The sequence below is a fragment of the Kitasatospora aureofaciens genome, from assembly GCF_019192735.1.
GTDB classification, from domain to species: domain Bacteria; phylum Actinomycetota; class Actinomycetes; order Streptomycetales; family Streptomycetaceae; genus Kitasatospora; species Kitasatospora aureofaciens_A.
The window spans coordinates 83,277-109,305 of sequence record NZ_JAHTKP010000018.1 but is presented as its reverse complement, the minus strand read 5'-3'; the positions used below and the strand labels follow the sequence as shown (position 1 = coordinate 109,305).

Annotated in this window: 27 protein-coding genes; 9 read left to right on the top strand and 18 right to left on the bottom strand. The window is 72.3% G+C overall.

The annotated features are described in order from the left end of the window. Nucleotides 1-96: 96 nt before the first annotated feature. Nucleotides 97-900 carry a TauD/TfdA family dioxygenase gene (locus tag KV557_RS20105; RefSeq protein ID WP_218202194.1) on the bottom strand — a complete coding sequence of 268 codons (804 nt, stop codon included), beginning with the start codon at nucleotides 898-900 and terminating at the stop codon, nucleotides 97-99. A gap of 174 nt (nucleotides 901-1,074) precedes the next feature. On the opposite strand from KV557_RS20105, the gene KV557_RS20100 reads away from it, so the two are divergent. Together KV557_RS20100 and KV557_RS20095 are read left to right on the top strand one after the other, a co-directional pair. Then, nucleotides 1,075-1,503, top strand: a complete 429-nt coding sequence (locus KV557_RS20100) for an NUDIX hydrolase (RefSeq protein WP_218202192.1) — start codon at nucleotides 1,075-1,077, stop codon at nucleotides 1,501-1,503. Nucleotides 1,504-1,506: 3 nt separating this feature from the next. Next, nucleotides 1,507-2,661 carry a helix-turn-helix domain-containing protein gene (locus KV557_RS20095; protein WP_218202190.1) on the top strand — a complete coding sequence of 385 codons (1,155 nt, stop codon included), beginning with the start codon at nucleotides 1,507-1,509 and terminating at the stop codon, nucleotides 2,659-2,661. Between the two features lie 352 nt (nucleotides 2,662-3,013). Here KV557_RS20095 and KV557_RS20090 read toward each other — a convergent pair whose 3' ends face one another. After that, entirely contained in the window at nucleotides 3,014-3,529 is a 516-nt protein-coding gene (locus KV557_RS20090) for a hypothetical protein (protein ID WP_218202188.1), read from the bottom strand. A gap of 253 nt (nucleotides 3,530-3,782) precedes the next feature. On the opposite strand from KV557_RS20090, the gene KV557_RS20085 reads away from it, so the two are divergent. Then, nucleotides 3,783-5,297 (top strand): helix-turn-helix domain-containing protein, encoded by a 1,515-nt coding sequence (locus tag KV557_RS20085; RefSeq protein ID WP_218202186.1) that lies wholly within the window; start codon nucleotides 3,783-3,785, stop codon nucleotides 5,295-5,297. Continuing rightward, nucleotides 5,290-5,910, top strand: a complete 621-nt coding sequence (locus KV557_RS20080; RefSeq protein ID WP_256177680.1) for a 2'-5' RNA ligase family protein — start codon at nucleotides 5,290-5,292, stop codon at nucleotides 5,908-5,910. Before KV557_RS20085 ends, KV557_RS20080 begins: the two co-directional genes overlap by 8 nt. 582 nt (nucleotides 5,911-6,492) lie before the next feature. Here KV557_RS20080 and lysS read toward each other — a convergent pair. Next, entirely contained in the window at nucleotides 6,493-8,175 is a 1,683-nt protein-coding gene (gene lysS / locus KV557_RS20075; RefSeq protein ID WP_218202184.1) for a lysine--tRNA ligase, read from the bottom strand. A 472-nt stretch (nucleotides 8,176-8,647) separates the two neighbouring features. Between lysS and KV557_RS20070 the strand changes: the two genes are divergently transcribed. Further along, on the top strand, nucleotides 8,648-8,872 hold the full coding sequence (locus KV557_RS20070; RefSeq protein ID WP_218202182.1) for a hypothetical protein: 225 nt from the start codon (nucleotides 8,648-8,650) through the stop codon (nucleotides 8,870-8,872). Nucleotides 8,873-8,914: 42 nt separating this feature from the next. Here KV557_RS20070 and KV557_RS20065 read toward each other — a convergent pair whose 3' ends face one another. The 8 genes from KV557_RS20065 to KV557_RS20030 form a co-directional block, all read right to left on the bottom strand. Next, nucleotides 8,915-9,817 (bottom strand): NAD(+)/NADH kinase, encoded by a 903-nt coding sequence (locus KV557_RS20065; protein ID WP_218202180.1) that lies wholly within the window; start codon nucleotides 9,815-9,817, stop codon nucleotides 8,915-8,917. Next, a complete protein-coding gene (locus tag KV557_RS20060; protein WP_218202179.1) occupies nucleotides 9,814-10,857 on the bottom strand; it encodes an SPFH domain-containing protein in 1,044 nt (347 codons plus the stop codon). The genes KV557_RS20065 and KV557_RS20060 overlap by 4 nt, the downstream gene beginning before the upstream one ends. A 117-nt stretch (nucleotides 10,858-10,974) precedes the next feature. Continuing rightward, nucleotides 10,975-12,114, bottom strand: coding sequence for an ATP-grasp peptide maturase system methyltransferase (gene tgmC, locus KV557_RS20055; RefSeq protein WP_218202177.1), 1,140 nt, complete (start codon nucleotides 12,112-12,114; stop codon nucleotides 10,975-10,977). After that, nucleotides 12,111-13,082, bottom strand: a complete 972-nt coding sequence (gene tgmB, locus KV557_RS20050) for an ATP-grasp ribosomal peptide maturase (RefSeq protein WP_218202175.1) — start codon at nucleotides 13,080-13,082, stop codon at nucleotides 12,111-12,113. The genes tgmC and tgmB overlap by 4 nt, the downstream gene beginning before the upstream one ends. Then, a complete protein-coding gene (gene tgmA / locus KV557_RS20045) occupies nucleotides 13,082-13,363 on the bottom strand; it encodes a putative ATP-grasp-modified RiPP (protein ID WP_218202173.1) in 282 nt (93 codons plus the stop codon). The genes tgmB and tgmA overlap by 1 nt, the downstream gene beginning before the upstream one ends. A 109-nt stretch (nucleotides 13,364-13,472) precedes the next feature. After that, nucleotides 13,473-13,661: a hypothetical protein gene (locus KV557_RS20040; protein WP_218202172.1), complete on the bottom strand. Its 189-nt coding sequence runs from the start codon at nucleotides 13,659-13,661 to the stop codon at nucleotides 13,473-13,475. Next, nucleotides 13,658-13,972 (bottom strand): hypothetical protein, encoded by a 315-nt coding sequence (locus KV557_RS20035; protein ID WP_218202170.1) that lies wholly within the window; start codon nucleotides 13,970-13,972, stop codon nucleotides 13,658-13,660. The genes KV557_RS20040 and KV557_RS20035 overlap by 4 nt, the downstream gene beginning before the upstream one ends. Continuing rightward, on the bottom strand, nucleotides 13,969-14,502 hold the full coding sequence (locus tag KV557_RS20030) for an ATP-binding protein (protein WP_218202169.1): 534 nt from the start codon (nucleotides 14,500-14,502) through the stop codon (nucleotides 13,969-13,971). Before KV557_RS20030 ends, KV557_RS20035 begins: the two co-directional genes overlap by 4 nt. Nucleotides 14,503-14,671: 169 nt before the next feature. Between KV557_RS20030 and KV557_RS20025 the strand changes: the two genes are divergently transcribed. Continuing rightward, complete coding sequence (locus KV557_RS20025; protein ID WP_218202168.1) at nucleotides 14,672-15,838, top strand: helix-turn-helix domain-containing protein; 1,167 nt, start codon at nucleotides 14,672-14,674, stop codon at nucleotides 15,836-15,838. Between the two features lie 27 nt (nucleotides 15,839-15,865). Here KV557_RS20025 and KV557_RS20020 read toward each other — a convergent pair whose 3' ends face one another. The 3 genes from KV557_RS20020 to KV557_RS20010 form a co-directional block, all read right to left on the bottom strand. Then, complete coding sequence (locus KV557_RS20020) at nucleotides 15,866-18,682, bottom strand: penicillin acylase family protein (RefSeq protein WP_374106652.1); 2,817 nt, start codon at nucleotides 18,680-18,682, stop codon at nucleotides 15,866-15,868. Nucleotides 18,683-18,875: 193 nt separating this feature from the next. Further along, nucleotides 18,876-19,757 carry a SecDF P1 head subdomain-containing protein gene (locus KV557_RS20015; RefSeq protein WP_218202166.1) on the bottom strand — a complete coding sequence of 294 codons (882 nt, stop codon included), beginning with the start codon at nucleotides 19,755-19,757 and terminating at the stop codon, nucleotides 18,876-18,878. Nucleotides 19,758-19,854: 97 nt separating this feature from the next. Next, the gene (locus KV557_RS20010) at nucleotides 19,855-20,241 is read right to left on the bottom strand and encodes a hypothetical protein (protein WP_308129981.1); all 387 of its coding nucleotides are present in this window, start codon (nucleotides 20,239-20,241) and stop codon (nucleotides 19,855-19,857) included. 229 nt (nucleotides 20,242-20,470) lie between these two features. Between KV557_RS20010 and KV557_RS20005 the strand changes: the two genes are divergently transcribed. The 3 genes from KV557_RS20005 (at nucleotide 20,471) to KV557_RS19995 (ending at nucleotide 22,828) form a co-directional block, all read left to right on the top strand. Then, entirely contained in the window at nucleotides 20,471-21,034 is a 564-nt protein-coding gene (locus KV557_RS20005; RefSeq protein ID WP_218202165.1) for a ricin-type beta-trefoil lectin domain protein, read from the top strand. Nucleotides 21,035-21,157: 123 nt separating this feature from the next. Continuing rightward, complete coding sequence (locus KV557_RS20000) at nucleotides 21,158-21,466, top strand: hypothetical protein (RefSeq protein WP_218202164.1); 309 nt, start codon at nucleotides 21,158-21,160, stop codon at nucleotides 21,464-21,466. A gap of 57 nt (nucleotides 21,467-21,523) precedes the next feature. After that, complete coding sequence (locus tag KV557_RS19995; RefSeq protein WP_218202162.1) at nucleotides 21,524-22,828, top strand: HEAT repeat domain-containing protein; 1,305 nt, start codon at nucleotides 21,524-21,526, stop codon at nucleotides 22,826-22,828. Nucleotides 22,829-22,864: 36 nt separating this feature from the next. Here KV557_RS19995 and KV557_RS19990 read toward each other — a convergent pair whose 3' ends face one another. The 4 genes from KV557_RS19990 to KV557_RS19975 form a co-directional block, all read right to left on the bottom strand. Further along, the gene (locus KV557_RS19990) at nucleotides 22,865-23,128 is read right to left on the bottom strand and encodes a hypothetical protein (protein ID WP_218202161.1); all 264 of its coding nucleotides are present in this window, start codon (nucleotides 23,126-23,128) and stop codon (nucleotides 22,865-22,867) included. A 170-nt stretch (nucleotides 23,129-23,298) separates the two neighbouring features. Further along, complete coding sequence (locus KV557_RS19985; RefSeq protein ID WP_218202159.1) at nucleotides 23,299-23,841, bottom strand: hypothetical protein; 543 nt, start codon at nucleotides 23,839-23,841, stop codon at nucleotides 23,299-23,301. Then, entirely contained in the window at nucleotides 23,838-25,145 is a 1,308-nt protein-coding gene (locus KV557_RS19980; RefSeq protein WP_308129980.1) for a nucleotidyl transferase AbiEii/AbiGii toxin family protein, read from the bottom strand. The genes KV557_RS19985 and KV557_RS19980 overlap by 4 nt, the downstream gene beginning before the upstream one ends. Continuing rightward, nucleotides 25,142-25,846: a hypothetical protein gene (locus KV557_RS19975; RefSeq protein WP_256177679.1), complete on the bottom strand. Its 705-nt coding sequence runs from the start codon at nucleotides 25,844-25,846 to the stop codon at nucleotides 25,142-25,144. The genes KV557_RS19980 and KV557_RS19975 overlap by 4 nt, the downstream gene beginning before the upstream one ends. Nucleotides 25,847-26,029 lie beyond the last annotated feature (183 nt).

Here is a 26,029-nt window from a genome sequence, read left to right as displayed (position 1 = left end):
TTCCTCCTTGTGGACGTTCCCTTTACGGGACCTGGCGCCGGGGCGCGGATCGCGCCCCGCATCACCAGGAGACGGTGGGGCGGGGTGTGTCGCTGATCAGCCTTCGGCTGTGGGGATGCCGGGGGCCGGCAGTGGTGCGAACCCGGGGGCGAGTCGCAGCCGTGGGTGGGGATCGCCCAGCGCCCGTAGGAACAGCCGCTCACCCGTGAAGGCGGTGCGCCCGTGCAGCACCCGGTGGTTGTCGATGAGCACCGCCTGCCCGGGGCGGAGCAGGATGGTGCGGGTGTGGCGGCGCAGGGCTTCCCGCAGGGCCGGCAGGTGGGGCTGGACGTCGGGGGAGAAACGCGCGAGGTCGTCCTGGCGCAGCCGGACCTGCCACCGCCCGTCGGTGCCTTGGCCGAGCACCGGGGTGAAACGGCCGTCCGCTCCGCCGAAGAAGGCGGCACGAGGCGCGGACAGCGCCTCAACGGCCCCGGGACGCAAGCAGGTCAGCTCACCGAGGACGGCCCGGCCGTCGACCAGGACGGTCTGCCCGCCTGCCTTCGCGCCGCGCTGGCAGGCCAGGAGGATCAGCCGTGGCGGATTCTCGGCCTGCGTGCCCTCGGTGTGGGGGGCCAAGGCGGCCCGTCCCAGCCCGGCGAAGCCGGACCGGCGCGAGAAGGCCTGGCCCAGGTCGCGCAGCACGGTCAACCCGTCGGGCCCGCTGTCGCGGTGAGAGCGCAGGGGCCCCATCAGCAACTGGACGGCGGCGAGGACCTCATCGCGGGAGGCGAGCCCGGTCAGGCCGGCCACGCCGCGCTCACGAAGACTCGCACCGACCCGCTCGGCCGGCAGGTCGGCGGCGGACTCCGGGGCGGAGAGACCGAAGAACTCGTCCGGTACTCGGGCGGTCGAAGGCATGGGAATCCCCCTGGACGGACAAGCGAGACGGAGAAGCACAACTGTCTCCGGCGGCCTGCCGTCAGTAAAGTGACAAACTGTCACATCGTGATCATGGCTCGATGGCGGCGAAAGGGCAGGTCGAGCTGTTAGCGTCGTGGCGCCTGCGTCCGACCGCTGCCCGTGGAAGAAGGCATGACCGATCAGCCGTATGTCCCAGCCCGGTTCCCGATCTCGATCAAGGGCGTCGTCCTCGACGTCGAGCAGCGCGTGCTGCTGTTGAAGAACGAACGCGAGGAGTGGGAGCTGCCGGGCGGAAAACTCGAAGGTGACGAGACACCCGTCGAGCGGGTCGAGACCGAGATCCGCGAGGAGTGCGGCTGGAACGCCACCGCCGGGCCGCTGCTCAACGTGTGGATGTACGAGCCCCTGCCCGGCCGGAGGGTCTTCATTGTCACCTACGGCTGCACCCTCGCCGACACCGTCGCACACCGCCCGCCCGTGGTCAGCCACGAGCACAAGGAAGCCGGGCTGTTCCACCGCGGGGAGATCGAGGCCCTCACCATGCCCCAGGGCTACAAGGACTCCATCGCCCGCTGGTTCCAACTCCTCGACCAGGCCTAGACGGTGGCCGAGCTGCGGCCCGTGCTCGCGGACGGCATCCGCTGGCACTGGACCACCCCCAGAGCCCAGGACATCCTCAGCCGCCGCAGCCTGCCCGAGATCCTCCAGCTCTACCGCGACCTGCATGGCCTCGCCCAGCAGGACCTCGCCGACGTTCTCGGATACTCCACCAGCTACGTCTCCCGCCTGGAGACCGGCTCGCGCACCATCACGGACATCGGTGCCCTGCGCCACATCGCCGATCGCCTGGGCCTTCCGCCCCACCACTTCGGCATCACCGACGACGCCGACGGGGACCACCGCCTCGTGATCCAGCTTGCGGAAAGCGTCCTCCGCCTCGCCGAGATCGCCCGCCAGGCCGGCCAGGCCACCACCGCCGTCGCAGAACTGTGGCCGCTGGTCGCCCGCCTCGAAGCCCGCGTCGCCGACGGCCACGCCGACCTCGACATCCTGCGCCTGCTCGCCCGGGCCCGCGTCAGCCTCGGCGTCGCCCTCGGCCACGTCCTGCCCGAGGAGCGCCTGGCCGCCGCCGCCCGCTGGACCGGCAAGGGCCTCACGATCGCCCGCCGCCTGAACGACCCGGCTCTGCACGCCCATGCGCTGCGCCACCACGGCAACGAACTGCGCAAGTCCGGCCTCCACGCCCGCGCGCTCGACCGCCTCGGGCAGGCCCGTGACACCGCCCGCAGCCCCGCGGAGCGCGCCGAGGCCGTGATCCTGCTGGCCCGGGCCGCTGGCGCCGCCGGCGCCGCGATGGTCTTCGACCGTGCCGTGGAGGAAGGCCGCCGACTCCTCGACGAGACGACGCCGACCGCCCTCTTCTCCTCCTTCACCCTCCATGAGGTCCGCCTGCGAGGTCTCATGGGCACCGGCCGTGTCGAGGAGTCGGTCCAGCTGCTGGAAGACGCCCCGGCTGCCGGGCCGAACGCCACGTCCCAGTGGAGGATCATCGCCGCGATCACCGCCGGCCAGGTCCGGCTGCGCCGCGGAGATTCCGCTGGCGCGGGGGAGCAGCTGAACGCGGCGGTCGACGGCGCTGTGCTCCACCGGCTCCCACACCAGCTCCAGCGCGTCGTCCGCACCAGCAATCGGCTTCCGGATGTCCAGGAACGAGCGATCGAGGCGCTGGCACAGTTGCGCGCCGAAATAGCAGCCTGAAGCCCGAAGTTCCCGCGATGCGATAGCTACCGCTACTGAAGGCTCGATATCGAGCGGTAGCCACCGCAGCTCGTGGCCTTGCCTTGCCCCACCCGCCCACGACTCCATCCACCCCCTCACCCCGAGCTGGTCGGCAAGCAGGCCGGTGAACGTGCTCTTGCCGGCACCGGGGCGTCCGTAAGTGGCGATCCGCATTCTGCGCTCCGTTCTTGCAGTGCCGGCGCCATGTCGGTGCCGGGCTCGGGAAAGAGCGGGTCCGACCCCCGCGGGGGAGGCGGGCCGGGCCCGCTCGGGGGCCACGCCGGCCGGATGGGGTCCCTTTCCTCGGCCGGGCGTGGAGACCAAGGGGTGGTCAGGCCGCTGTGCTGGTACGGCTCTTCGTCACCCCGTCGAGCGCGGCCAGCAGGTCGGCCGGGTCGGTCGGCGCGGGTAGGGGCGGCATGTGTGCCCACACGACCATCCGGTTCAGCCAGTCGAGTTCGGGCGAGGGCGTGGCGAGGTAGCAGCCGGTGGACAGCAGCCGCACCTGCGGGTGCCGCTCGTTCCAGTCGATGCCACCGCCCGGGGTGATGAGGACGTAGACGACCTGGGTGTCGCAGTCGTGCAGGACCGGCCCCGTCTCCACGGCGTCGTGCAGGAGCGCGTCCAGGACGGCCAGGCCGAGCTGGGCCGGCAGCCGGACGGCGTCCCAGCACACCCCGCAGGGCAGGAGCAGCAGCCCACCGGGCCGGCTGGGCCACGCGGCCAGCGTCGCATCCCGGTCGTCCTCACAGGCGGAGACAAGCCACAGCGGGGCCGGCAGCCGGGAAAGTCGCCGACCGCCGGAGCGCGGGACCGAGCGAGCGGAGGCGGAGGTGGAGGACGTCATCGTGGCCTGCCAAGGAGTGCTCGTCGTTCAGGGCTTCTACGGTCCCGCTCACGACCCGTTGCGGTCACGGGCAGCGGTGTCCGGCAATTCCGGACGGGCCATCACCCGCCTGACGTGCCGAAGCACCGGAGATCCCGAGCGAAATCGGACAGCGCGTCAGTGCGGAATCGCGCACTGTGACCCGTGTGGCGTACTCGGGTCGCTACCGTGAAGTGGTCAGGCCCATGCACTCCGCAGCCCTCGGGAGGCCCGAATGCCCCCACGCCCCAAGCCGGGCTCCAAACAGGACCGCGACGCCGTTCGCTCGGCGCTCCTCGCCACCAACGCCCCCACGTCCGCCATCGCCGCCGAGATGCGCGTCCGCTTCGGCGTGCGTCCCCGCGAGGCCTGGCGGCACGCACACGGCTGGACCACCCAGGAAGCCGCCGACCGGTTCAACCACCTGGCCGGTGACGCCGGCCCCAGCGCGGACGCTTCCTTGCTCGGCAAGTGGGAGAAGTGGCCCGGGCCGTCCGGACGCCGGATCACCCCGCGGGTGCTCATCGTCCTCGCCGACCTCTACGGGGCGAGCGTGGACGACCTGCTCGACCTGGACGACCGCCAGGCCCTGCCCGAAGCCGACCTGCGGATCCTGTGCCATCACGCGGACGCTGCCTCCTCGGCCTCCGTCGCCATCATCCCGGCCTCACCGGCGACTCCCTCGGCAGAACCGGCGGCCCCGCTCACCGGCGCCGCACTCGTCCAGGCCGCCGCCCAGGAGTCCGCGCAGTGGGCGCAGTGGGCAGAGGTCACCAACTGCGGTCCCGTCGCGCTCGAACAGTTCTCCGCCGACACCCAGTACTTCGCCGCCGCCTACCTGATGGCAGAAGACCCGCTGCGGGTCTTCCAGCAGACCAAACACCTGCTCAACCGCGTCTGGGACCTGCTGTACGGACACCAGCGCCCCCAACAGCGCCAGGAGCTGTTCACCACCGCCGGCTACCTGTTCGCGATGCTCTCGTGGATGACCAGCGACCTCGGACACCGGGCCCAGGCCGAAACCCACGCACGCGCCGCCCTGCTGTGCGCCGACAACGCCGACGACCCGGGCCTGCACGCCTGGGCCTGCTCCACCCGCAGCAAACTCGCCTTCTGGGACGGCCAGTTCCGCCAGGCCGTCCAGCACGCCCAGCACGGCGCCACCTTCCAAGCCCCCGGCACCGTCGCCGTCCTCCTCCACTGCCAGCTCGCCGACGCCTGGGCCGAGGCCGGCGCCCGCACCCAGGCACTGACCGCCCTCGGCCAGGCCGAGGACGCCGCCGCCCTGGACAGCTCCAGCACGCTCCACGACCAGGTCGGCGGACTCTTCAGCTGCCCGACCGGACGTCACGCGAACTACGGCGCCGCGGTCCACCTGCGAGCCGGATCCGCCTCCGAGGCACTCGCCCACGCCGACCGCGGACTCGCCGCACTCCAGCAACAGCGCGTGCGCGCCTACGGCACCGAGGCCCAGCTGCACATCACCCGAGCCGGCGCCCACCTCCTCGCCCGCGACCCGGAAGGCGTCCTCGACGCCATCGCCCCCGTTCTCGCCCTGCCGAACGAACACCGAACCGCCCCCGTACGCCGACGCCTGCGCGACCTCGCACGCGACACCGCCGCGTCCCCCATGGGAGACAGCGCCGCCGGCCTGCGCCTCCAGGACGCGGTGGAGATCGCCGTCCGCGAAGCCGCCCGGGCCCTCTCCCCGGCGACCCCAACCAGTGCTTGGATCAACGACCATGACTGACACCCCCGAACGGATGGCAGACCACTGGTGGTGGCGCCCCGGCTGGACCCGAGGCACCCGCTGGTACACCTGGCACCTCACCTTCAACAGCGCCGACGACCTCCACCGCCTCGCAGCCGACTACCGCCACGCCCTGGCCGACGTACCCGGCCTCGACCTCGTCCCCGACCAATGGCTCCACCTCACCATGCAAGGCCTCGGCCCCACCGACCAGGTCAACGAGACCGACGCCCACACCATCGCCGACGCCGCCACCCACCACCTCGCGAAGATCCCCGCCTTCGACCTCGCCCTCGGACCCGCGATCACCACCCCCGAAGCACTGCTGCTCACCGTCGACCCCGCCGACCCGGTCCGCGCCGTCCGCTCGGCCATCCGCGCCGCCATCGCGGACGTCTGGCCGCAGGTCTCCGAGGCTGCCGACGGGTTCCGTCCCCATGTCTCGGTGGCCTACAGCAACTCCACAGGTCCTGCCCGGCCCGCCGCCGACGCCCTGGCGAGCGTCACGTCCTACCCGGCGATCGCCCGGATCACCTCCGCCGAGCTGATCGTCCTCGGCCGCGACGAGCGGATGTACGAGTGGCAGACTTTCGCCCGGGTACCGCTCGGATAGGCCATGGCGGTGTAGACGAGGCGCAGTGGCCACGACACGCGATCACGCCGTGGCCGGCGTGCCCAATGCATCGTCGGTGGTCGGAGCGGGCCGGCCGAGTTCTGGAACACCGCAGGCGCGTTGGTGCTCACCAGGCAGTAATGATGGCTGAGTTGAGCGGCGCCGCTGCATTGGCCTGGGCCCTCGACTGTTGCCGCGCTCCATGCAGAAGTAGCGAACGGTACGAGCCCCCCACCTCAACTGTGTTTTCCGCATGGCCGGTGAGACGGCTCCGTGCGTCAGGCTGGGCCTCGCCGACTGTGGGATGTGGTGGAGCAGTTGAATGCCCAGTTCGCCTCCGCGCCCGGGGCGAAGGCCCGGACAAGTGGGGTGAACTCAGCTGGGAGGGCCTGCAGGTCGAACGCTGCCTCGTCGCTCTCTCCAAGCCCCTGTTCGCGGTACACCTGGAGACCACAGACCGTAGCCCCCGGGCCGTGGCAGATGAGATCCTCAGCCGCACCGGCCTCCACGGGCAACCCGGCGCTGCGGCGTAGAAATGAGCGGATGGGGGCGGGGTCCGGCGCGGGCCCCGCCCCACTCGATTCACGCGACGCTCAGCAGCGTCCTGATGCGATCCGCGCCGAGCGCCAGCAGAAGGGTGGGAAGACGCGGACCGGTGTCCCGGCTGACGAGCAGTGTGTACAGCAATGAGAACAGCGCACGCTGAGCCGTCTTCAGTTCCGGTGTCGCGGGCGCGTCCAGCTCCAGGCCGGCCTGGAGTTTCGGCACCCCGTACACGAGCGAGGTCAGCCCAGGCAGGGACCAGTGCTCGTCCAGCCCGTCGAGCAGGAGCTTCAGCGCCTCGCGCTCGGTTGGTGACAGCTGTTCCAGCCGCGCTCGGTCGGGCTCGGTCCTGACCCGTGTGCGCTCTTCGGTGGGAACGTAGCCGGTCACCCACGCTTGTGCGCGGTCGAGCCGGGGCCGGGCCCGGTCGAGGTTCACCAGCGGCTCATCCGTGGTGAGGTCCCGCAGAATGCGGAGCGTCTGCTCCTCATCGCCAGTGGTGATGTCCACCACTGAGGCGAGCGTGCGGAAGGGCAGAACCTGCTCGGCTGTCGGCAGCGTCCGAGTTGCGGAACCCATCGACCGCTCCCGCACCGCCAGCTCGGTTGGCTCTGCCTGCCCGGCGGCGACCTTCCGGCCTAGTGCGTCCCACTCGTCGTAGAGGCGGTTGACCTCCTGGTCGAAGGCCACGGTGATCGCCTGGTTCGGCTTCCGCCGGGCGTACAGCCACCGAAGCAGCGGTGCTTCGAGGATCTGCAGGGCGTCGGTGGGCGTCGGAGCGCCACCAGCCGATCCGCTCATCTTGGCGGCACCACTGATGCCGACGAAGGAGTAACCGAGGTAGGAGGGCGGCTGGCCGCCGAAGACCTCGCGCACCAGCTGGGAGCCGACGGTGAAGCTGGAGCCGGGAGAGGAGTGGTCGACCCCGCCGGCCTCGAAGGTGACGCCTTCGAACGCCCAGCGCATGGGCCAGTCGACCTTCCAGACCAGCTTGCCCCCGTTGCCCTCGGAGAGGGCGAAGCCGTCGCTGTGCCCGCACTGGCAGCTGTAGCGGATCCTGGTGCTGTCCTCGTCGAAGGAGCTGATGGCAGTGGTGTCCCGCCCGCACGCCGCGCAGTACGGCTTGTATGGGTAGTAGTCGCTGTCAGAGGCTCCCTCGTTGCCTTTGTCCTCCTCCGCCTCGTCTTCTGCGGCTTGTGCTTGCTTGGTGCGGTAACGGCCGAGGACGGCGTCGATCTTCTCCCTGTTCCGCATGGCGTGCAGGATCTGCTCGCGGTAGGTACCGGACGTGTACATCTCGGTCTGGCTGATCTCGGTGACCTCAACGCCCAGCTCCGCGAGCGCTGCCCGGAACGGGATCTTGAAGTGCTCCGCCCAGTTCTGGTGTTCGCCGCACGGGTCCGGAACGCTGGTCAGCGGACGCCCGATGTGCTCGGCGAACGAGGCCGGCAGCCCGGCCGGGACCTTGCGCAGCCGGTCGTAGTCGTCCCAGGACAGGATGTGCTTGCACTCCAGCCCGCGACGCCGGATCTCATCGGCAACGAAGTGCGGAACCATGATCTCGCGAAGGTTGCCCAGGTGGATCGGACCGGACGGGCTGATGCCGGACGCGCAGACCAGGGGCGAGTCGGGGCTGCGGCGTTTGCCCTCGGCGATGACCTGGTCCGCTGCCGCGACCACCCAATCGCCTTGCTTCACGCCTGCCACGTTCTGCCTCCTCATCCGTGTTGCCCGGTACGAACAGAAGAAGGATACGGGCAGGGAGAGAGGTCGGAAGCTGATCAACACCCGAACGAGCTTGGATTCGCCAGGATTTGACGGACCACCTTCGCGATGACAGCTACCGCTGGCCTGATGGCAGGGGCTGCGCGGCCGGAGTCCGGTACGGAAACCTGGACTGCAAGCTGTGACAGGGCGTCAACAAGCGATTGGGGCCTGGGGGAAGAACGGGGAGCGGCGTCGTGCGTGATGTCGAACACCGCTGAGCCGCTTTAATCTGGAGCGAATTCCACCGGGTGAGGGAGCGGGCGAAACAGGCCCCATCGTAAAACTTCGTAGAGCGTGCGGACGCGGCTGCGGAGGCCTGCGGAGCCACCCGCGAGCAGGCAGATGGGCGGCTCGGTCTGCTTGCCCAACGCCAACTCATGCTCGACAGAGGCACATCGGTCCATGCTGTTCTGGAGCCCCGCCGGATGTGACCTTAGGTTCTAGCGGCTGGGGCAACTTCCTGAAGATCCAGCAGGACGGGAACGCCGTCGTCTACAAGTCCGACGGCACCACCGGCCTGTGGGCCTCCGGCACCTTCTGGTCCGGCGGCGCCTACCTGAAGCTCCAGGACGACGGCAACCTCGTCATCTACAAGGCCGACGGCGGCGAGGGCGTCGGCGGCGCGATCTGGAGCACCAACACCTTCGTCTGACCCACCCGCCCTGCTCCCTCGCGACGCGGGGGAGCAGGGCCCTCAGCCCAGCAGGCGCAGGCGGGTCGCGGCGACGCCGACGCGCACGCTCTGGCCCCAGACGAGCTCCAGCGCGTCCGCCTCGATGCCGTCGCCGAACGCCACCAGATGCTCGGACTCGACGGTCACCACCAGGTGCTCTTCGGCGTCCAGCAGGCCGTGCACGCGGGTGGTGCCGGTCGCCGGCGACGGCCACGCCTCGCGGACGAACCACGCCAGCGCCGGCGCGCCCGGCCCGGGCAGGGCGAGCGGGGCGCCGCGCTCCAGCCACGCCGAACGGCACCAGCCGGTGGCGCCCGTGCCGGTGCCCACCAGCACCCCCGAGGACGCCTGCGCCTCGGGGCCGCCGTCGGGGGCGCCGTCCACCGCCAGGCGGTAGCGGGCCGTCTGGTGGCCCGGCTGCCCGACGTACACCTCGTTCAGCGCGAGCAGCCGCTGGCCGTCGTCCGCGACCGCCTCGACCATCGTCCGCTCCTCCACCGCCCCGCCCCCGCCCGGCGCCGCCCGCAGCAGCGCCGCCAGCGCGCCCGCGCGGTGGCGCACCAGCACGCCCGGGTTGCGCCCCGGGTCCGCGTCCACACCGATCACCGGCTGCCCGTCCAGGTACTTGGCCACGTTGGCCACCAGCCCGTCCTGGCCGACCACCGCCACCACGTCCCTGGGCTCGAACAGGAACCGCGGCAGATCCGCCCGCTCGACCCGGCTGCGCCGCCAGTCCAGCGGCACCGCGGCCGCCGCCTCGGCCAGCGCCGCCGCCTGCCGCCGGTGACGCTCCTCCACCTCCCGCGCCGACCGGCCCCGGGAGGCCAGGAAGAACGCCGCCTGCCCGGGCGTGCCGTGACGGGCCACCAGCTCCTCGTACTCGGTGCGCCGGTGCACCAGCACCACCCGCGGCGCCGGCGTCACCGCCCCACCCCGGAATCCACCCCGGGACCCGCCCCGGGACCAGCCGCGGGGGCGCCCAGGCGGGCCAGCAGCCCGGTCAGCACGTCCGGGGTGAGCGTCACACTGTCGATCCGCGGCAGGTGCTCGGCCAGCCGCATCAGCGCAAGCCCCCGCAGCACCGCCGGATCCGCCTGCTGATGGGCGCCCAACCACGCCGCCTCGGCCGCCGCCCGCGCCTCCCCGAGCTCCCGCGCCGCCTGCGCCTCGGCAGTGGCGAGCCGGGTGCGGCGCTGCGCCTCGGCGTCCGTGCGGACCCGGTCGGCGACCGCCTCCTCCTCCGCCTGGAGCCGGCTGTTGGCGCCCTGCTGGGCGAGCAACTGCTCCTCGCGGCGGGCGAGTTCGATGCGGTTGGCGAGCTCGTTCTCGGCGATGCCGCGCTCGTGCTCGACGGCCACCGCGCGCCGCTCGAAGGTCGCCCGGTCGGCCTCCTGCTGCACCAGCTCGCGGGCCGGCGTGCGCAGCGCCCGCTCCACCTCCGGCTCGGGCCGCAGCGCCACCACCCGCACGGCGATCACCGCGAGCCCGGTCTCGGTGATCCGCGGCTCCCCGGCCAGCCCGTCCGCCATCCGCTCGCGCACCGCGCTGACCCCGTCCGCCAGCGCGGCGGCCAGCGGGGTCCGGGCGAGCAGGCCGAGCGCGTGCTGCTGGGCGGTCTCGGTGAGCAGCGTGGCGAGCTGGTCCAGCGGCGCCGCCCGCCAGGCCCCGGTGTCCGGGTCGATCCCGAAGTCGACCCGGGTCGCGGCGGTGGCCGGCTCGGTGATCCGGTAGGTGAGCGTCGCCTGGACGGTGACGTCCTGGAAGTCCGAGGTCCGGGCGTGGAACAGCATCGCGAGCTCCCGGTCGTCCACCGGCACCTCGGAGATCGCCGCGGTGAGCGGCCGGAACCAGAACGCCAGGCCCGTCCCGTCGTGGGCGACCTTGCCGCCGCGCAGGTGGCGGATGTGCGCGGTGGGAACGGCGCGCAGGTGGCGCATGCCGAAGCGCCTGGTGATGTCGGCCATCGTGGAACCCCTTTTCGTCGCCTTGACGATATTGGGTGGCCCCGCTTCTCGTCAATCCGACGAGAAGCGGGGCGAGGGGCCGGTCAGCGCAGGTCCTTTCCGAGGATCCGCTCCGGTCTACACCGGCAGGTTCCAGCCGGGCCCGTCCTCGCTGCCGATCCAGACGCGCTGGCCGCCGCCGTCGATCGTGATGCCGAAGCCCTGCTGGTGCGGGGCTCCTTCGCGCTGCCAGGCCTTGACGGCGGTCTCGACCTGGTCCCAGAGACGCAGCGGGCCGCGCTGGGTGACGGTCCATCCGCCGTCCGGGTCCGGCTGGGTGCGGGCGTGGGAGCCGGTGGCGAAGTCCACCAGGATCTGCTCTCCTCCGCTGCCGAGGATCTCAGCGGACGGGGCGGCGAGCTGGGCGACCCACTTGCCGGTCCAATCGCCGAGGAGGGACGGGTCGATCTCGGCGGGCCGCTCGTCGCCGGACAGGAGGGTGATGCTCTGGCGCGGAGGCCGGTCGTGCGGGCGGGCGATCATGAAGCTGGTGTGGCCGGGCAGGAACCGGCCGCTCGCGCACCCGGGCTCGGTGACGGTCAGCAGGGCCAGGCCGAATGCGTAGCTCCACCCCGAGAAGGTGGCGAGGATCTTCCCGCCGGGTTTCACCTGGTACAGCCAGGGCTGCGGCAGGTGGCGGACGGAGCAGGTCGCGATCAGCCGGTCGTAGGGGGCCCCGTCCTCGTGGCCGGCCAGGCCGTCTCCGATGACCTGGGTGGGGCTGAACCCGGCGGCCTTGAGCGCGTCGGCGGCGCGCCCGCCGACGCCGGGGTCGACCTCGATGCTGACGATGTTGCCGTCTCCGAGACGGTAGGCGCCGAGCGCGGTGGAGTATCCGGTGCCGGTGCCGATCTCCAGTACGCGGTGGCCGGCCTCGACGTCGAGCTGCTGCCACATGCCGAGCACGAGGGCCGGCAGGGTGGACGAGGAGGACGGGGAGCCGGTGACCGGGCCCTGGACGTCGGACGGTCGCAGGTGGCCGTCGAGTTGGGTGACCAGGGTCTCGTTCCGGTAGATCCCCTCCAGCCATCCGGGCGAATCCTTGCGGACCGGCTCGTAGGTGGTGGGCATGCTGCCCGGGGTGGTCAGGAAGTACTCGTCGACGAAGGCTTCGCGCGGCACCGCAGCCGCGCCTGCGCGCCAGGCCGGATCGGTCAGGGTGCCGTCGGCGGTGAGCTTGTCGACCAGGGCGGCGCGGAGTTCGGTGGGAGTGGTCACGCGGTGGGGCCTTTCCGGAGTCGGTCGGCGAGGGCGTGGGCGATGGCGTCGGTCATCGCCTCGGGGAGGAAAGCCCACTGGCCGTTGGGGTTGCACTCAAGGAACCACCACTGGCCGTCGCCGGTCACGGCGAAGTCGAACGCGCCGAAGACCAGCTGGAACGCGGCCAGGTAGCGGGCCACAGCGCCGGCGATTTCGTCGGGCACGGGCAGCGGGGTGCAGGTGAGAAGGTCCTGGCGGCGGCGCCAGTCCAGGTCCGGGCTGTCGACCCGGGCGGCGAACAGCCGGTCGCCGACGGCGGTCAGCCGCACGTCGAACGCCTTCGGGATCTTCGCCTGGAACAGGTGCGGGCAGGCCGCGACCGCGTCGGTGATCTCCTCCGGCTTCACCTCGGACACCCACGCCTGGACGGCCTTGCCATCCCCGTCTCGGTAGGGCGTGTTCCACAGGGGCTTGTAGACCGCCCCGTGCGGCCGGCCCGCGCAGAACGCGCGGGCCTGCTCGGGGTCGGTCGTGATGACCGTCTCCGGGACCGAGAAGCCCGACAGGATCGCGGCGTGGAGCTGAGCGGGCTTGTGCTCGGCGGCCCGGTTGTGCCACGGATGGTTCACGAAGTGGGCACCTGGCAGCGCGGCGATGATCCCGCCGACGCCCCAATACGCCTCGGCGCGGGCGAACGCGGCGTCCTGCCCGTCCATGCCGGCCGGGGCCTCGTACATGGACGGGCGGCGGTACCAGACCGAGCGGACGCGGTCGAGGTCGAGCGTGCGCGAGGTGGTGGTGAGGGTGCCTCGCTGGCCGCCCGCGAGGTAACGGGCGGCCAGCGAGGCACCGTTGTGCAGATCGACACCGGGGTCCACGCGGACGACCGGGACGCGTCGTTCGGCCAGGACGCGAAGCACCACGTCGGCCGTGGCGTCGTAGGAGTTGGTCAGGACCAGCACGGCCCGCTGCCGATCTCCGGCCATCAGCCGCCGCCCTGGTCCTGGTCGTTGGTCTGGATGCTGTCTATGTCGGTCGGCTGGTTCTGCCCGCCGCCCTGGCCGTCACCGCCGCCGGTGTTGGTCGGGCTGCTGGTGTTCGTGCTGGTGCCGTGCTTGCCCATCTCGACCGTGCGGCCCTGGTCGTCGAAGTAGACGGCGACCTGGGTCTTGGGGTCGATCACGGCGGTGAGCGCGGCGACCGGCCCGGTGTCGAGGTAGGGCCGCATGCGGGTGGTGCCCCACGGTGGTGCGGGTGCTCGGGTCATCCTGGGTGTGCCTCCTTCGCGTGGTGCGGCTCGCTGCGAGGACCTTCCTCGCAGCGAGCCGAGCTGTGCAAGACCGCCTCGCCTCACGGTGGGGCGGAGTCTCGTGGGCCTATGTCGGCGGCTCGGTGTCCGACGCGGGCGGCTGCCGGTCGGCCATCTCCTCATCGAGCCGGCGCCGGGCCGCCCGCAGCGCCCGTGCGACCGGCTTGCGCGAGACGTGCAGGAACCACCAATCGGCGGGTTCGTAGCGCAGCCAGTTCCACGCCTGCCGCATCCTGTGCCTGGTTGGGGACTTCACGCCTCCTCCGCCGGGCGCAGGTAGATCACGTGGGCCTCGATCCCGACGAACGCGATCGTGCGCACCGCGCCGACCTCGGCCAGTTGGCGGGCGATACGGTCGTGCGCGTGCGGCGCGAAGTACTCCGCGAGGTGCGCGGCGTCCGCGTCGTCCAACGGCAGCCGGGCCAGGTTCGTGCGCACCGCGTCCATGGCGTCGGCGAGCCGGGCGAACGTGACCGTCTTCGTCACGCCCCCGATCTCGGCCAGGACCGGGTGCGGGAACTCCGCTGCCGCCTCTGCGGCTGCGTTGCCGCTCTTCATGTCGGTCATGGCCCGTCCGTTCTCACCGCGTTGCCGATCGCGCTCTCCCGTACCTGATGCGACCGTTGCCCGGCCGCCGGGCCGACCAGCGCCCACACCGCCTTGCCGATCCCGCCCGCGCGTGGACAGCAACCCCACCGCTGCGACAGCTGCTCGACCAGCCACAGTCCCCGGCCCGCCTCGTCGTCCCCGCCTGCCCTGCGCACCGTCGGCCGGACGCTGCTCGCGTCGTGCACCTCGATGCGCAGCACCCCCGGCGACAACTCGAATCGCACCCACAGCCTTCTGTCTCGTGGCGCGCGAGCGTGCCGCACGGCATTCGTGACGAGCTCGCTCAGAACCAACTCGCCGACAGCCACGTACGGTTCACCACCGGTCAAGCCCCCGAGGAACCCGCGCAGTATCCCGCGGGCCTCACCCACCGACTTCCGATGGCGCGGCAGCCAACACGCGAACTCACCTGCCGTGGCGACCGGCCGATCACCGCTTTTCGGCCTCGCTTCCCTCTCCGTGAACGGGAGGTCGCTATGGTCATGCATGTCAGCCTGCTTCCTTCAGGTTGGCCATGGTTGGCCATGCCCCGGGGCGCTGCCAGGCGTCGCCGGGGTCTCGAAGATCCATGCTTGCCAGTCGTAGGTGGCCTTCGGGAGTTGACTGGTGGTGACAGACTGGTAGTCACCAGGTAGTCACCACCCCGGAGCAGGCGCCTTGAAGGACTTCGCCAGCCGTGCCCGCGAGGCTCTCGCGGCCAAGGGGATGAGCGCACGCGCCGCATCCCGCGCTCTCAGGTATGACCCGGCGTACCTCTCCCGAGTGCTGAACGGAAAGCAGGATCCCTCCCCGCAGCTGGCCGACGCCTTGGACGACCTGCTTGACTTGCGCGGAACGCTGTCAGCACTGGCCCCGGGGAATGCGGTAATGCCTGCCGCCCCCGAGCCGCCGGAGGGCGTTGAGGGCGAGATCTTCGGAATGCGTGCCAGCGCCCGCCTGTTCCTCGATCACGACAACCGGTTCGGTGGAGATCACGTCGCCCATGCCGCCGTCCAGGTCTGGCGTGCAGCCCAACGGCGGTTGGACAGTGGAACGGTTCCGAGCCGATCACAGGGCGAGTATCTGAAAACCGTTGCGGAGTTGGCAGAGGTTTCGGGGTGGCTTCTGTACGACGCGGACCAGCCGACGTTGTCGCGGTCTGCCTTCATGGAGGCGCTCATGTTGGCGCGCCAGGCCGGGGACCGGCCCATGGAGTGGTTCGCGCTGGACATGCTTGCGATGTTGGCCGTTCACCAGCAGCGTCCCGGGGAAGCTCTGCGCATCGCGGACGAAATTCTCTCCCGGACTCGCATTCCCCCTCGCGTTGTCCTGCTCGCGCGAATTCGAAAGGCGCGGGCCCTCGCCCAGACCGGCGACCGGGCGCGCACGCTGACTGAACTGGACGCGGCGCGAGGCGCTTTGAACGAATCGATAGCGTCCCGGGATCCGTCGTGGGCGTGGTGGGTCAACGAACGCGAACTGGCAGGACACCAAGGCGAGTCGTATCTGTCCCTGGGGGATCCGGCGGCGGCAATGTCCGGAATCCAGCGCGCGCTCGACCTCTCCAGGGAGACGGCTTCGAACGGGCGAAGGGAGATCTCCTACAGTGCCGCCCTGTTGGAGGCCGCCGTACGCGCCCAAGCGTGGCGTGATGGCGAGTCGGTCATGGTCACCATGCCTCCTCTGCTGGAAGTCGTCAGCTCGGGACGTAGTCGTCACCGGCTGCGGGCGACCCTCGGCGAGATCGTGCGTGCGCACCATGCGCCGGCCTGGCTCTCGGATCTGGCGCACGACGTCGCAAGCGTTCCGTCCCTCACGGCATCTATCGCGGACTCCCGCGCGTGAGGCGGGAGTCCACGAAGTGCCAGCCGCTCAGCGGTGGGCGGGGAACTGGACGACCTGCTGGTAGGTGGGGCGGTTCTGCCAGGTGGTCTTGGCGTCGGTGACCCCGCCCAGAGGGCGCTGGATGATGGTGTCGGCGCACCACTGGTCGCCGGCCGCGCAGTCGCCGTCGCCCGGGTAGACCTGGGCGGGGGTCCGGGCGGCGGCCCGCGTCAGGGTGTCGAGCAGGACGGCGCGGCAGGCGGCCAGGTCGCCGGCGCCGCAGAACGGGCGCGCCAGCGGGCCCGCGACGCCGTCGCCGAGGACGGCGCGCAGGTCCTTGTCCAGGTAGCTCCACCAGCCGTACTGGAAGGCCGAACCCTTGTGCGGGATCGACTCGTTGGCGCTCGCCGGACCGCCGCCGGGGCCGCTCTGCCCGCCGGAGGGCGACTCGTTGATCTGCAGCGCCCCGGTCAGCGCGGTGAACAGCTGGTCGCCGAGCCCCGGCCGCATCACGCCGTCCGCCAGCAGCGGCCACCAGGCGTCCATGACCCGGATCGCGTCGGCGTCGGCGTACGCGTGGCTGCCCGCCGAAGTCTCGTGCCGCGTACCGCCGTTGGCCAGCCACGCCTCCAGCTGCTGGAGGGCCGCGAGGGCGGCCGGGTCGGTGACGGGCGCGCTGCGCAGGACCCGGATCAGGTCGGGCAGCACGTCCTCGGCCCGCAGGTCCGTGACGGCGGCGCTCTCCATCGCCTGGGCGAGCGAGACCCGGCTCGCCTTCCCGCCGTTCTGGAGCAGGGACTTGACCCGGGCATCCAGCAGGTTGCCGCGGTGCACCGAGCCGTTGCCGAAGCCGGCGGTGGTGTAGCCGGTGGCCTGCTTGTTGTTCCAGGAGATGTAGTAGTCCTGGTCGACGGACTGCGGGTGCTCGGCGGCCGGGGTGTAGCGGGCGGTGTTGCCCACCGGGTCGAAGTCGACCCACTCGTAGGCGGGTTGGGCGAGCACGGGCAGGCCGGGGTCGACCCCGGGGGCGCGGACGGGGTTCGCGCCGGAGTTGTAGTACGCGATGTCGCGCGAATCGGCGTAGAACCAGTTGAACGTGTAGTTGATGTCCTGCGCCGCCTGCTGGAAGCTCGCCGCGTCGTGCACCGCGCCGGGGTCGTTCAGCTCCTGGAACCCGATGATGGAGTCCGCCTCGTGCCGGTAGGTGGAGCGCAGCGAGGTGAACGCCACCGGCGCCCCGCCCACCGTGCCGCGGGCCGTCACCAGGCCGTAGTCGGAGCGGTACATCACCAGCGTGTACGAGCCGGCCGGCGTGGAGTCGGCGGTCGTCGGGCTCCACGCGTTCTTGCGCTCAAGCCGCTCGAACGGCACGCAACTGCCGTGCCACATGTAGGCGTTGGCGGACGTCGTCACCGGCGACCCGTCGGTCGTGCACAGCGGCACGGCGTACGTGTCGGTGATGTCCTGCCCGGCCGAGGTGGCGCTCCACGCGTAGTCCTGCCCGCGCCCGAGCTGCACGTAGAAGCTCAGGCCCGCGAACGCCGCGCCGCGCGCGCTGATCCCCGGGCCCTGCAGCTCCTCCAGCATCAGCAGCTGCGGCGCGAAGTACCCGGTCTGCGGCCCGAACACCGCCACCGGGTGCCCGTCGTCGGTGTGCGCGCCGGAGACCAGCAGCGCGTTGGACATCCCGTGCCGTGCGCTGAGCAGGTTGCCCGGCAGCACCCCCGGTGCGGCGGTGGCCAGTTGACCGGCCGACCCGGTGGCGTCGTAGACCACCCGCTCGGGCACCACCGACCCCGGGTCGGGCAGCGCCGCGCCCTGCGGGTCGTCGGGCACGGTCGCGTACGGGAAGCGCTGCCCGTCGTGCAGCGTCTGGACGGCCTCCGGATCGTCCGCCTCGCGCAGCGACCTCCACACCGCGTCGCCGGCGTCCTTGCCGTACCGGGCCTCGGCCGCCAACTTGACCTGGGCGGACGCGAGTTCACCGCCGCCGCCGGAGCCGAACAGTGCGCCCACCACGGAGGCGAGGGCGACCAGGTCGGTGAGCTTGAACGGCTCGATCGTCCCCGCGTTGGTGATCGGGTCGATGTGCCCGGTCAGGTCGTACTCACCGGGGAAGTATCGGCCGTCGTACGCCTCCCTGACGTACTGGTTGATCCCGTCGAGGTAGGCGGACGCGTCCGCGAGCGCCTGCGCGGCCCGGCCGCCGCGCGCGGCGAGGACGTCGATCTGCTGCTGGAGCTCCGCCTCGGTGTACGGCGCGGCCTGCCAGAACGTCTGCTCCAGCTGCCGGTTGGCCGCCGCGCCCCCGGCGAAGCCGGACAACTGCCCGCGCCCGACGTGCCGGAACAGGTCCATCACCCACAGCCGGTCCTGCGCGGCCGCGTAGCCCGCGCCGAACTCCGTGCCGTAGCGGGTGGTACCGGTGATGTGCGGGACACCGGTGGCCTTGTCGCGCACGATCGTGACGTCGCCGCGCGGGCTGGCGGTGCTCGCCACCTGGTCGGCGGGCACGCCGAAGGAGGCATCGTTGAAGAAGTCGCGCAGCCCGGCCTCGGTGAGCCCCGGGTAGCCGGCCGCGAGCCCCGCGTACGGGCCGAGCTGGTCGTCGGTGTGCGCAGGGCGGCTGCCGAACATCCGGTTGAGGAGAATCTCGGCGAGGGTGGCGTTGCCGTTCTCACCGGGCGGCAGGATGTCCAGGCACCGCCCGCCGCAGTAGTCGCCGGCAGCGGCAGCGGCAGCGGCAGCGGATTCGGTGGGGGTGGGGGCGGCCGAGGTGGGGGTGGTGGTGAGGGCCGCGGTGATGAGAAGGGCCACCGAGAGGACGGCGGCCGCGATTCTGGGGGAGTGGGGGCGTCGGTGCACGGCGAGCTCTTCCGTCGAAGCCACGGGGAGTCGACGGTAGAGGGGCTACCGGCCGGTTGCCTAGGGGTGTGCATGCCACTTCTTCGACGAGCACCGCACTATGACGAAGAGTCAGCTATTTGCGCCCCCGCTGCTGCCGCTCGGCGAGCATGCGGGCAGCGTAGAGCCCCAACCCCGGCGCGCACGCCGGCCCCTACGGCGTCGTGGTGTCCGTCAGCGTCAGCGCCACCGTGAGACGGTTGGAGATCTGTGCCGCCAGCTTCCGGGCCTCGTCCGCCGTGAAGGACCCGGAGATGACCGCCGCGCCCCCGGTGATCGCGGAGGCCACGTAAGGGTGCGACACGACCGCGCCGTCCACCACGATCGCGAACTCGTTGCCCGGCGGGACCTGCGCGGCGAGCCGGCCGGTGACGTCGGCGAACGCCTTCGCCCCGGCGGCGTCGAAGGACAGGTCGACCTGCCACCCGGCACCGTTCCGGTCGTCGAGGACGGCCCGCGCCGCCGACACGTCCTTCCCGTCCACCGCGACGGGCCCGAGCACGAACTTGAACCAGACTCCCTGCTGCTCGGCGTGGCTGCAGGCGACAGCCTCGGCCTCGGGCGCACTTTGACGGTCGGTCCGCTGCGCCGGGTCGCCGCAGTCGAGTGCCCCGAACGCCGCCGCCGGCCCGGCAGCCGGCGCCGCACCCTGGACCGGCGCACTCCCACCCACACCGGACGGCGCGAGCGCGAGCACCGGCCGGAACCCGAGCTGCCCCTGCTCGGCCAGTGCCGCGAACTGCTCCCGCGTGCCCCCGACGGCCGACGCCGTGATCGAGCCACCGCTGACCTCCACCTGAACGCCCGCCATCTCCAGCGCGGCGGCCCGCTTCTGCAACTGCCCGGCGGTCTCCTGCAGTTCGCCCGGCGAGGCCGCACGTTTCGGAGTGAACGTGGCCACCGCCCGAGCCGCGCTCCCGGTTGCCAGCGTAGGCGGCGCCGGCGCCGCCGGGCTGCCGCCGCCCTGCCCCGAACAGCCGGTGAGCAGCACCATCGAGACCAGCAGGACAGCCAAACCACCGCGCGTCGACCTCATGCCGCACAGTGTCGACCCACTGTCCGCGCGCCCCGGGCGATTTGACTCGACTGTGACCGAATTACCGACCTGTGTCAGTGTTTGCTCAACGCCGTGCTCAACGCCGCACCGGAGCGGGCAGGCCGCGCCCGGACGCAGCCCGGTGGGCGTGCCGCCACGGCGCGGGGTCCGCGCCGAGCGCCCGCACGATGTCCGACAGCAGCTCGACGTCGATGCGCCGGCGCCCGGCGCGGAAGCAGTCGTAGACGGTGATCCGGCCGGGCGTGCGCTCTCCCGCCGGGACGCCCCGCACGGTCCTGGCGGCGCCGATGCGCCGCGCGATGGTGGTGAAGGAGGGGTTACCGGCCTCCTGCCGTAGCTGGGCGAGGCACGCGGCCAGCCCGTCCAGCGTGCGCACCCCCGTCAGGGCCGCCGTGGCCCGGGCGTGGCCCGCCCGGCACGTACACGGCACCGCCGCACCGCTCACCTGTGACGACGTGCCCACAACCTCGCCTCCCCGCCGAGACCGCGCACCAGCGCTCCGCCGTCCTCAGTCTCACCACGCCCCGCAACCGCCGTCAACTGACATGCACGCGATGGCGAGTTCCGTACATCCCAGCTCAAAACCACGCCCTGTTCGGGATCGTTCGGAATGCTTCCGGCCGCCGCACACCGCTCGCCAGCATGGCCCAGCCGGCCACACCAACGGCCGACCATCAGGAAGGTGTGAGTTCATGAAACGTACGCGAAAGACCGTCGCGGCGGTGACGCTCGCGCTCGGTCTGGGCCTGGCCGCCCCGTCCGCCGCACAGGCGGCCCCGGCCAACCCGCAGCCCTACGCCTACGGCTACCTCGTCGCCCTCTACCGGCCGCCGTCCGACAACGGCACCTACTTCTGCATGGACGAATACAGGCAGATCAACGGCGACGGCCGGCCGGTCGTCGTCAAGCCGTGCGCGGGCACGTGGAACCAGTTCTGGTTCTGGGGCAACGACGGCCTCATCCACAGCACCAACGACGGCCGGTGCCTGTGGGGTCGCCCCGCCATGGGCCCGTGGGACAACCCGACCGCCGCGGCCGTGGGCTGCAACGCCGGCGACCCGCACCAGCGCTGGACGCTCGACGAGAACAAAAGCCTCTGCAACGCCGACTCCGCCTGCCTGACCACCACCGAGGGCCGGGGCCCGGGCGACTCCTACCTCCTCACCACCACCTGGCAGGGCTCCGGCCCGCCGCTGAACCAGCAGTACGGCTGGAGCCACTCCGACAGCAACACCCCGATCTACCCCAACGCCTGACACCCGCTCCACCGCAAACGCTGTCGCCCCGTCGTGTGCCCCACACCACGGCGGGGTCGGGATTCGGCCACGCAGCCCGGGGTACGAACGCGCCGGAAACGCCCGTACGGAAAGGCCCTGGCCGTGCTGATCGTGCTCGTGCTGTTCGTCGCGGGCGCCGGCCTGCTCCTCCTGGGCCTCGACAAGCTCCACACCGCCGTCCCCACCTGCTACGGCCACCCCATGTCCCCGGGCGAGGTCTGCCACGCCCGCGTCACCGGACCCGTCACCGACGGGATGCCCGAACCCCACGACAGCACCTACCGGGAGCAGCTGGACAACCTCACCAGCGGCGGCTGGACCGCCATCGTCCTCGGCCTCGTCCTCCTGGCCCTCGCCCTCCTGCTCGCCGTCTCCTTCGCCGCCACCACCATCCGCGAGCACCGCGAGTAAACCGTCCGACGCCTCCCCGCCCCGGCGCTGTCGGTGCCGTGTGCGAGGGTGTGGATCATGAGCGCACCCGACGACCTGCTGGACGGCCTGGACGACATCGACTGGCCGGCGCTGGGGCACGCCTACGGCAGTGCCGGGGACGTGCCCGACGACCTGCGGGCCGTGTGCGGGCCGGACGGGACGGCTCGCGGCAAAGCCTTCGAGCGGCTCTCCGGCACCATCTTCCACCAGGGCACCCGCTACTCGGCGTCGCCGTACGCCGTTCCGTTCCTCGTCCGGATCGCCGCCGCCGGCCCGCCCTCCGCGCGGGTCGGTGCGCTGTGGCTCCTGACCCGCCTGGCCGTCGACTGGCACGACACGTACGACCTCCCCCTGGGCATCGACACCGCCGCCTGGCGCGCGGCCGTCGTCACCCCCGAGGAGAACCTGCGCTGGTACGACGAGCAGATCGCCGCCGAGACGGACGAGAAGCGGCTGCACGCGCTCCGGCGGGGGAGGGACCACGTCGCGGCCGGCCACCCGGCCGACGCCCGCGAGGGCGCGCTGCGCTCCTACGACGCCGTCCGCGCCGAACTGCCGCGCCTGCGCGTCCTTCTCGACGATCCGGACGCCGCGATCCGTACCCGGATTGCCTACCTGCTGGGCTGGTTCCCCGAGGCGGCCGCCGAGAGCCTGCCCCCGCTGCTGGAGCGTCTCGAAGACGAGCAGGACCCGGTGGTCGCGGCCACCGCCCTGGTCGCGGTCGGGCTCCTCGCCGACTCCGGCCTGGCCGACCGGCTCCGTCCCTACCTCGACGCCGGCCACCCGCTGACCCGCTGGGCCGCCGCCACCGCCCTGGCCCGCCTGGCGGCCCTGCGCACCGGCGAGGCGCCTGATGCCCGCGTGACCGCCCGCGTCGTCGCCGAACTCGCCGCGTTCGCCTCCCGCCCCGCCCCCGAGCCGGGCACCGACCACAGCGACGGCGACCTCCACGGCTACACCGCCCGCACCCTCCTCGCCCTCCTGGCCCCCGCCCGGGACGAGGACGAGGACGGGATCCTGACCGCTGTCGCCCACTGCCTGCGCTTCATGAGCATCCGCGCCGTCAACGACCTCGCCCCGCAGGCCCTGCGCGCCGCCGTCGCCCCGGCCGGTCCCGCCGTCTTCTCCGAACTCCCGCCCGGGCAAAGGGACTTCCTGCGGACCCTGGCCGACCGGCTCCCCGCCGACTGGTACGACAACTGGCTCTCCGGCTCCGCCGTCCGGAAGGCGCTCTCCTCCCTCGGCCTCCCCGACACCGGCCCCGCCCTGCGCGCCTACACCGGCCTGCCGCCGGAGGAACCCGAGCACCCGGACGCGGACTTCCGCCCGGGCCGGCCGTAACGCCGGCCCGGGCAGGCCGCCCCGCATCCCCCCGGATCAGCCCTCTTCCCACCACACAGTCGGCGGGTTCGTCGCCTTCTCCAGCGGGTCGCCGCTGTTGCACCGCGCCGACGAGATCTCGCCTCGGCGGACCCACGGGCCTTCGACGGTGTAGGTCGCACCGTCGTGCACGCAGCCCAGAACCACCCTGAACACGTCGTACGTCGGACACATCGTCTCGCCGCCGTGCAGGTTCCAGAACCTGTAGCACGGCGGCGCCGCGTCCGCCGGACCCGCCGCCGTGAACTGCACCCCCGCCACACGGCGAGCATCACCCCGGCCGACACCAGCCCGGCAACCCTGCTGCGCATGGCCATCCCCGCACCTCGACTTGAGAGCTGAGAGCTGAAATGAACGAGCGAGCTATCACCATGCAATCAGAGCTGATAACCCGTCAATAGTTCTGCCATGGTTAGAAGGAGCGGGAGGCATCAGTCCTCGCCGGTCGCCACGATCACCACGGCGTGACCGTTGCCGATCCCGACGACGGCGGCGTCGAAGGTCGCCTCGGTGACGGGGCTCCACCCGACGTTGCCCCGCGCGCCCTCCCGGTACGCGACGCAGCCGTTGGCGCGCCACTGGGCCTGCGGGCCGAGCAGTGCCACCAGGCCGGCGCCGACGGCCTCGGCCACCGGCCGTACGTCCCCTTCCTCGCCCCGGAAGACGAGGTTGCGGACGAGCGTGGCGGCGATCCACGGCGCCGCCTCCTGCGGCGGGACGTGGATCTTCAGCGCGGAGTCCGCCTGCTGTGCGCTCCGCGGTCCGCCGTGCCCGTGCGTGCAGTGCCCGCAGTGCGGCCGGAGCAGCCCGGTGGGCTCCAGCACGTCCCAGCACAACTGCCCGTGCCCGCGGCCGTCGTCCGGCCCGAGGTGGACGATCCGGTCCGTCTCGCGGGCCACCTCGGCCAGCCACAGCCCGAGGTCCGGGTCCGGCCCGAGGTCGTACGGGGGCGGCGGCTCGAACGACAGATTCACGCCTCCCCTCCTCCCGGCCCGCACTCCGCCGCGAACCGGTCGAAGGCCTCCCGCACCAGCGCGGCGCGCCAGTCCGACTCGCCCCCGAAGTGCGCGGTCACGGCCCGGCGGGCCTGTTCCAGGTCGCCGCCCAGCAACTCGCAGGTCACGACAAGGGAGTCGCCCGTCGGCATGTGGCGCTCCGCCAGGTGGCGCTGCACCGCCTCCATGCCCTCGCGCGCCAGCACCTCCCGCAGCTCCTCCACCAGCGGCGCCAGCCACAGCGCGCGCAGCGCGTACTCGCTGCGCCCGGCGAAGGTCGCGGCGAGCCCGGCGAGCAGCTGCGCCGGGTACTCCTCGACCGGCTCCGCGAAGCCGGGGTGGTCCTTGGCGAACTCGTCCCAGTCGACGTCGAGTTCCTCGATCTGGTCGGGCACCACCGGCCACCGCGCCACGCTCTCGTCCGCCTGTAGGAACACGTCCCGCAGCAGCTCGTACGGGACGTCCGCGGAGCGCGCGAGCAGCACCGCGTCGTAGAGGTCCTTGCCCTGCGGGTGGTTGTCCGAGATCAGCCAGAGGATCTTCCAGGCCAGCGACAGCTCCGGCGTGGCCGTGACCAACTCGCCGTCGACGCCGGGCAGTTCGCAGCGCTGCGGCTCGGCGGGCAGGTGCTCGGTGAAGACGAAGTCCAGCTGGACCGTGCCCTCCGGCACGCCCGGCGCCGTCCACGGCAGCACCAGGCGGCGGCCGGGCACGCGGCCGTAGGTCCAGATCTCGTCGCAGACCGCCCGGTCGGCGTGCAGCCGCACCCGCCCACCCTGCCCGGAGAGCTTCTCTGCCAACTGCTCCGACAACTGCTCGGCGCCCGCAGCGAGTTCACCGATCATGCGGTGGGTGCGCTCGTCCTCCAGCAGCCAGTCCGCCGGCCGCACCACGAAGTCCAGATCGCCCGGCTCGCGGGCCTCCTCGCCGTACCAGGCCCGCAGCAGCACGCTGCCGCGCAGCACCAGGTGCTCCGCCCACGCGGACCGGGCGACGGCGGAGAGCACGGTGTTCAGCGCCTCCCGCCGGGCGGCCAGCCAGCGCGCGGCGACCTGCGGGTCGGCGAAGGCGGGCTCGCTGGGCCGCAGCGCCCGGGCGTACCCGGCCAGGGCGGGGTCGAAGACGGGCTGCTGGGTGACCGCCGCGTCGTCGATCGGGCGCACGCTCCGGGGCAGGTCCCGCTCCGCGCGGATCTCCTCCGACGGAGGCCGCTTCGGCAGCACCGCGTCCTCCCACGGCCCGTACGGCAGGCCCTCCCACGCCACCATCCGGTCGTCGGTCACCGCGCCACGCCCTCTCCGCGCCACGCTCCGGTACGGCCCTCGGCGATCCAGCCCGCGTCCAGCGCCTCGTCGCTGTCCAGGGCGACGAACTCCCGCTCCACCGAGGCGACATGACGCGCCTCCGCCGCCAGCTCGGCCAGCAGCGCCTCCAGCCGCCGGCCGGCCGTGGCCAGCCCCACCAGGCGGCAGCGCTGCGTGACGAACCGCTCGCGCAGCCCGTCCGCCCGCACCCGGCGCACGTTGCGCGACAGGTGCGCGCCGTGCCGCACGGCCAGCGCGGCCAACCGGTCGGTGTCCTCGCCGGCGGTGAGCAGCAGCTTGACGTGGTGCTCGAAGTACCGCAGCGGCCCGTGCTGCGCCGCCTCGGGGTCCGAGGCCGGGACGCCGTCCGCCCAGGGCGCGGCCTCGATCTTCGCCCGCAGCACGGCGAACCCCGCACCCGCCAGGCGCTCCGCCGCCCGGGCGGCCGCCGCGGCGGCCTCGTCGAGCGTGCCGGACGCACGCAGGGTGAGCATCGGCTGCGACACCGCGGCGCCCCGGGCGAGCAGGATGTGGGTGAACGCCAGGCCGTGGCCGGCGGCCCACGCGGCCAGCGCGTCGGCGGCACCGGCCTCCACGGTCAGGTGCACCTCGAACTCCCCGCACAGCGAGGGCATGGGCAGCGGGCCGGTAAGGCCCAGGTCAGGACAGGTCGCGAGCATGGGGGCATCCTGGCAGGCCCCTCTGACAAACCGTCTGCCGACCCCCGTGGTCATACCGTCAGGTCAGATCCGCCCGCCCGCCCTCGCGCGGCCCCGCCGCCCCGCCCGCGACGGCGCCGCGAGGCCCGGCCAGGACCCTCCGTCGACTACGCTTCGTGCCCGGATGTAAACGCTACGGAATCA

Bases quoted from the DNA above. Each gene is read 5' to 3' on its own strand.
- KV557_RS20105 (WP_218202194.1), bottom strand. From the start codon at position 900: ATGCCTTCGACCGCCCGAGTACCGGACGAGTTCTTCGGTCTCTCCGCC.
- KV557_RS20100 (WP_218202192.1), top strand. From the start codon at position 1,075: ATGACCGATCAGCCGTATGTCCCAGCCCGGTTCCCGATCTCGATCAAG.
- KV557_RS20090 (WP_218202188.1), bottom strand. From the start codon at position 3,529: ATGACGTCCTCCACCTCCGCCTCCGCTCGCTCGGTCCCGCGCTCCGGC.
- KV557_RS20085 (WP_218202186.1), top strand. From the start codon at position 3,783: ATGCCCCCACGCCCCAAGCCGGGCTCCAAACAGGACCGCGACGCCGTT.
- KV557_RS20080 (WP_256177680.1), top strand. From the start codon at position 5,290: ATGACTGACACCCCCGAACGGATGGCAGACCACTGGTGGTGGCGCCCC.
- lysS (WP_218202184.1), bottom strand. From the start codon at position 8,175: ATGAGGAGGCAGAACGTGGCAGGCGTGAAGCAAGGCGATTGGGTGGTC.
- KV557_RS20060 (WP_218202179.1), bottom strand. From the start codon at position 10,857: ATGGCCGACATCACCAGGCGCTTCGGCATGCGCCACCTGCGCGCCGTT.
- tgmB (WP_218202175.1), bottom strand. From the start codon at position 13,082: ATGGCCGGAGATCGGCAGCGGGCCGTGCTGGTCCTGACCAACTCCTAC.
- tgmA (WP_218202173.1), bottom strand. From the start codon at position 13,363: ATGACCCGAGCACCCGCACCACCGTGGGGCACCACCCGCATGCGGCCC.
- KV557_RS20035 (WP_218202170.1), bottom strand. From the start codon at position 13,972: ATGACCGACATGAAGAGCGGCAACGCAGCCGCAGAGGCGGCAGCGGAG.
- KV557_RS20030 (WP_218202169.1), bottom strand. From the start codon at position 14,502: ATGCATGACCATAGCGACCTCCCGTTCACGGAGAGGGAAGCGAGGCCG.
- KV557_RS20015 (WP_218202166.1), bottom strand. From the start codon at position 19,757: ATGAGGTCGACGCGCGGTGGTTTGGCTGTCCTGCTGGTCTCGATGGTG.
- KV557_RS20005 (WP_218202165.1), top strand. From the start codon at position 20,471: ATGAAACGTACGCGAAAGACCGTCGCGGCGGTGACGCTCGCGCTCGGT.
- KV557_RS19995 (WP_218202162.1), top strand. From the start codon at position 21,524: ATGAGCGCACCCGACGACCTGCTGGACGGCCTGGACGACATCGACTGG.
- KV557_RS19975 (WP_256177679.1), bottom strand. From the start codon at position 25,846: ATGCTCGCGACCTGTCCTGACCTGGGCCTTACCGGCCCGCTGCCCATG.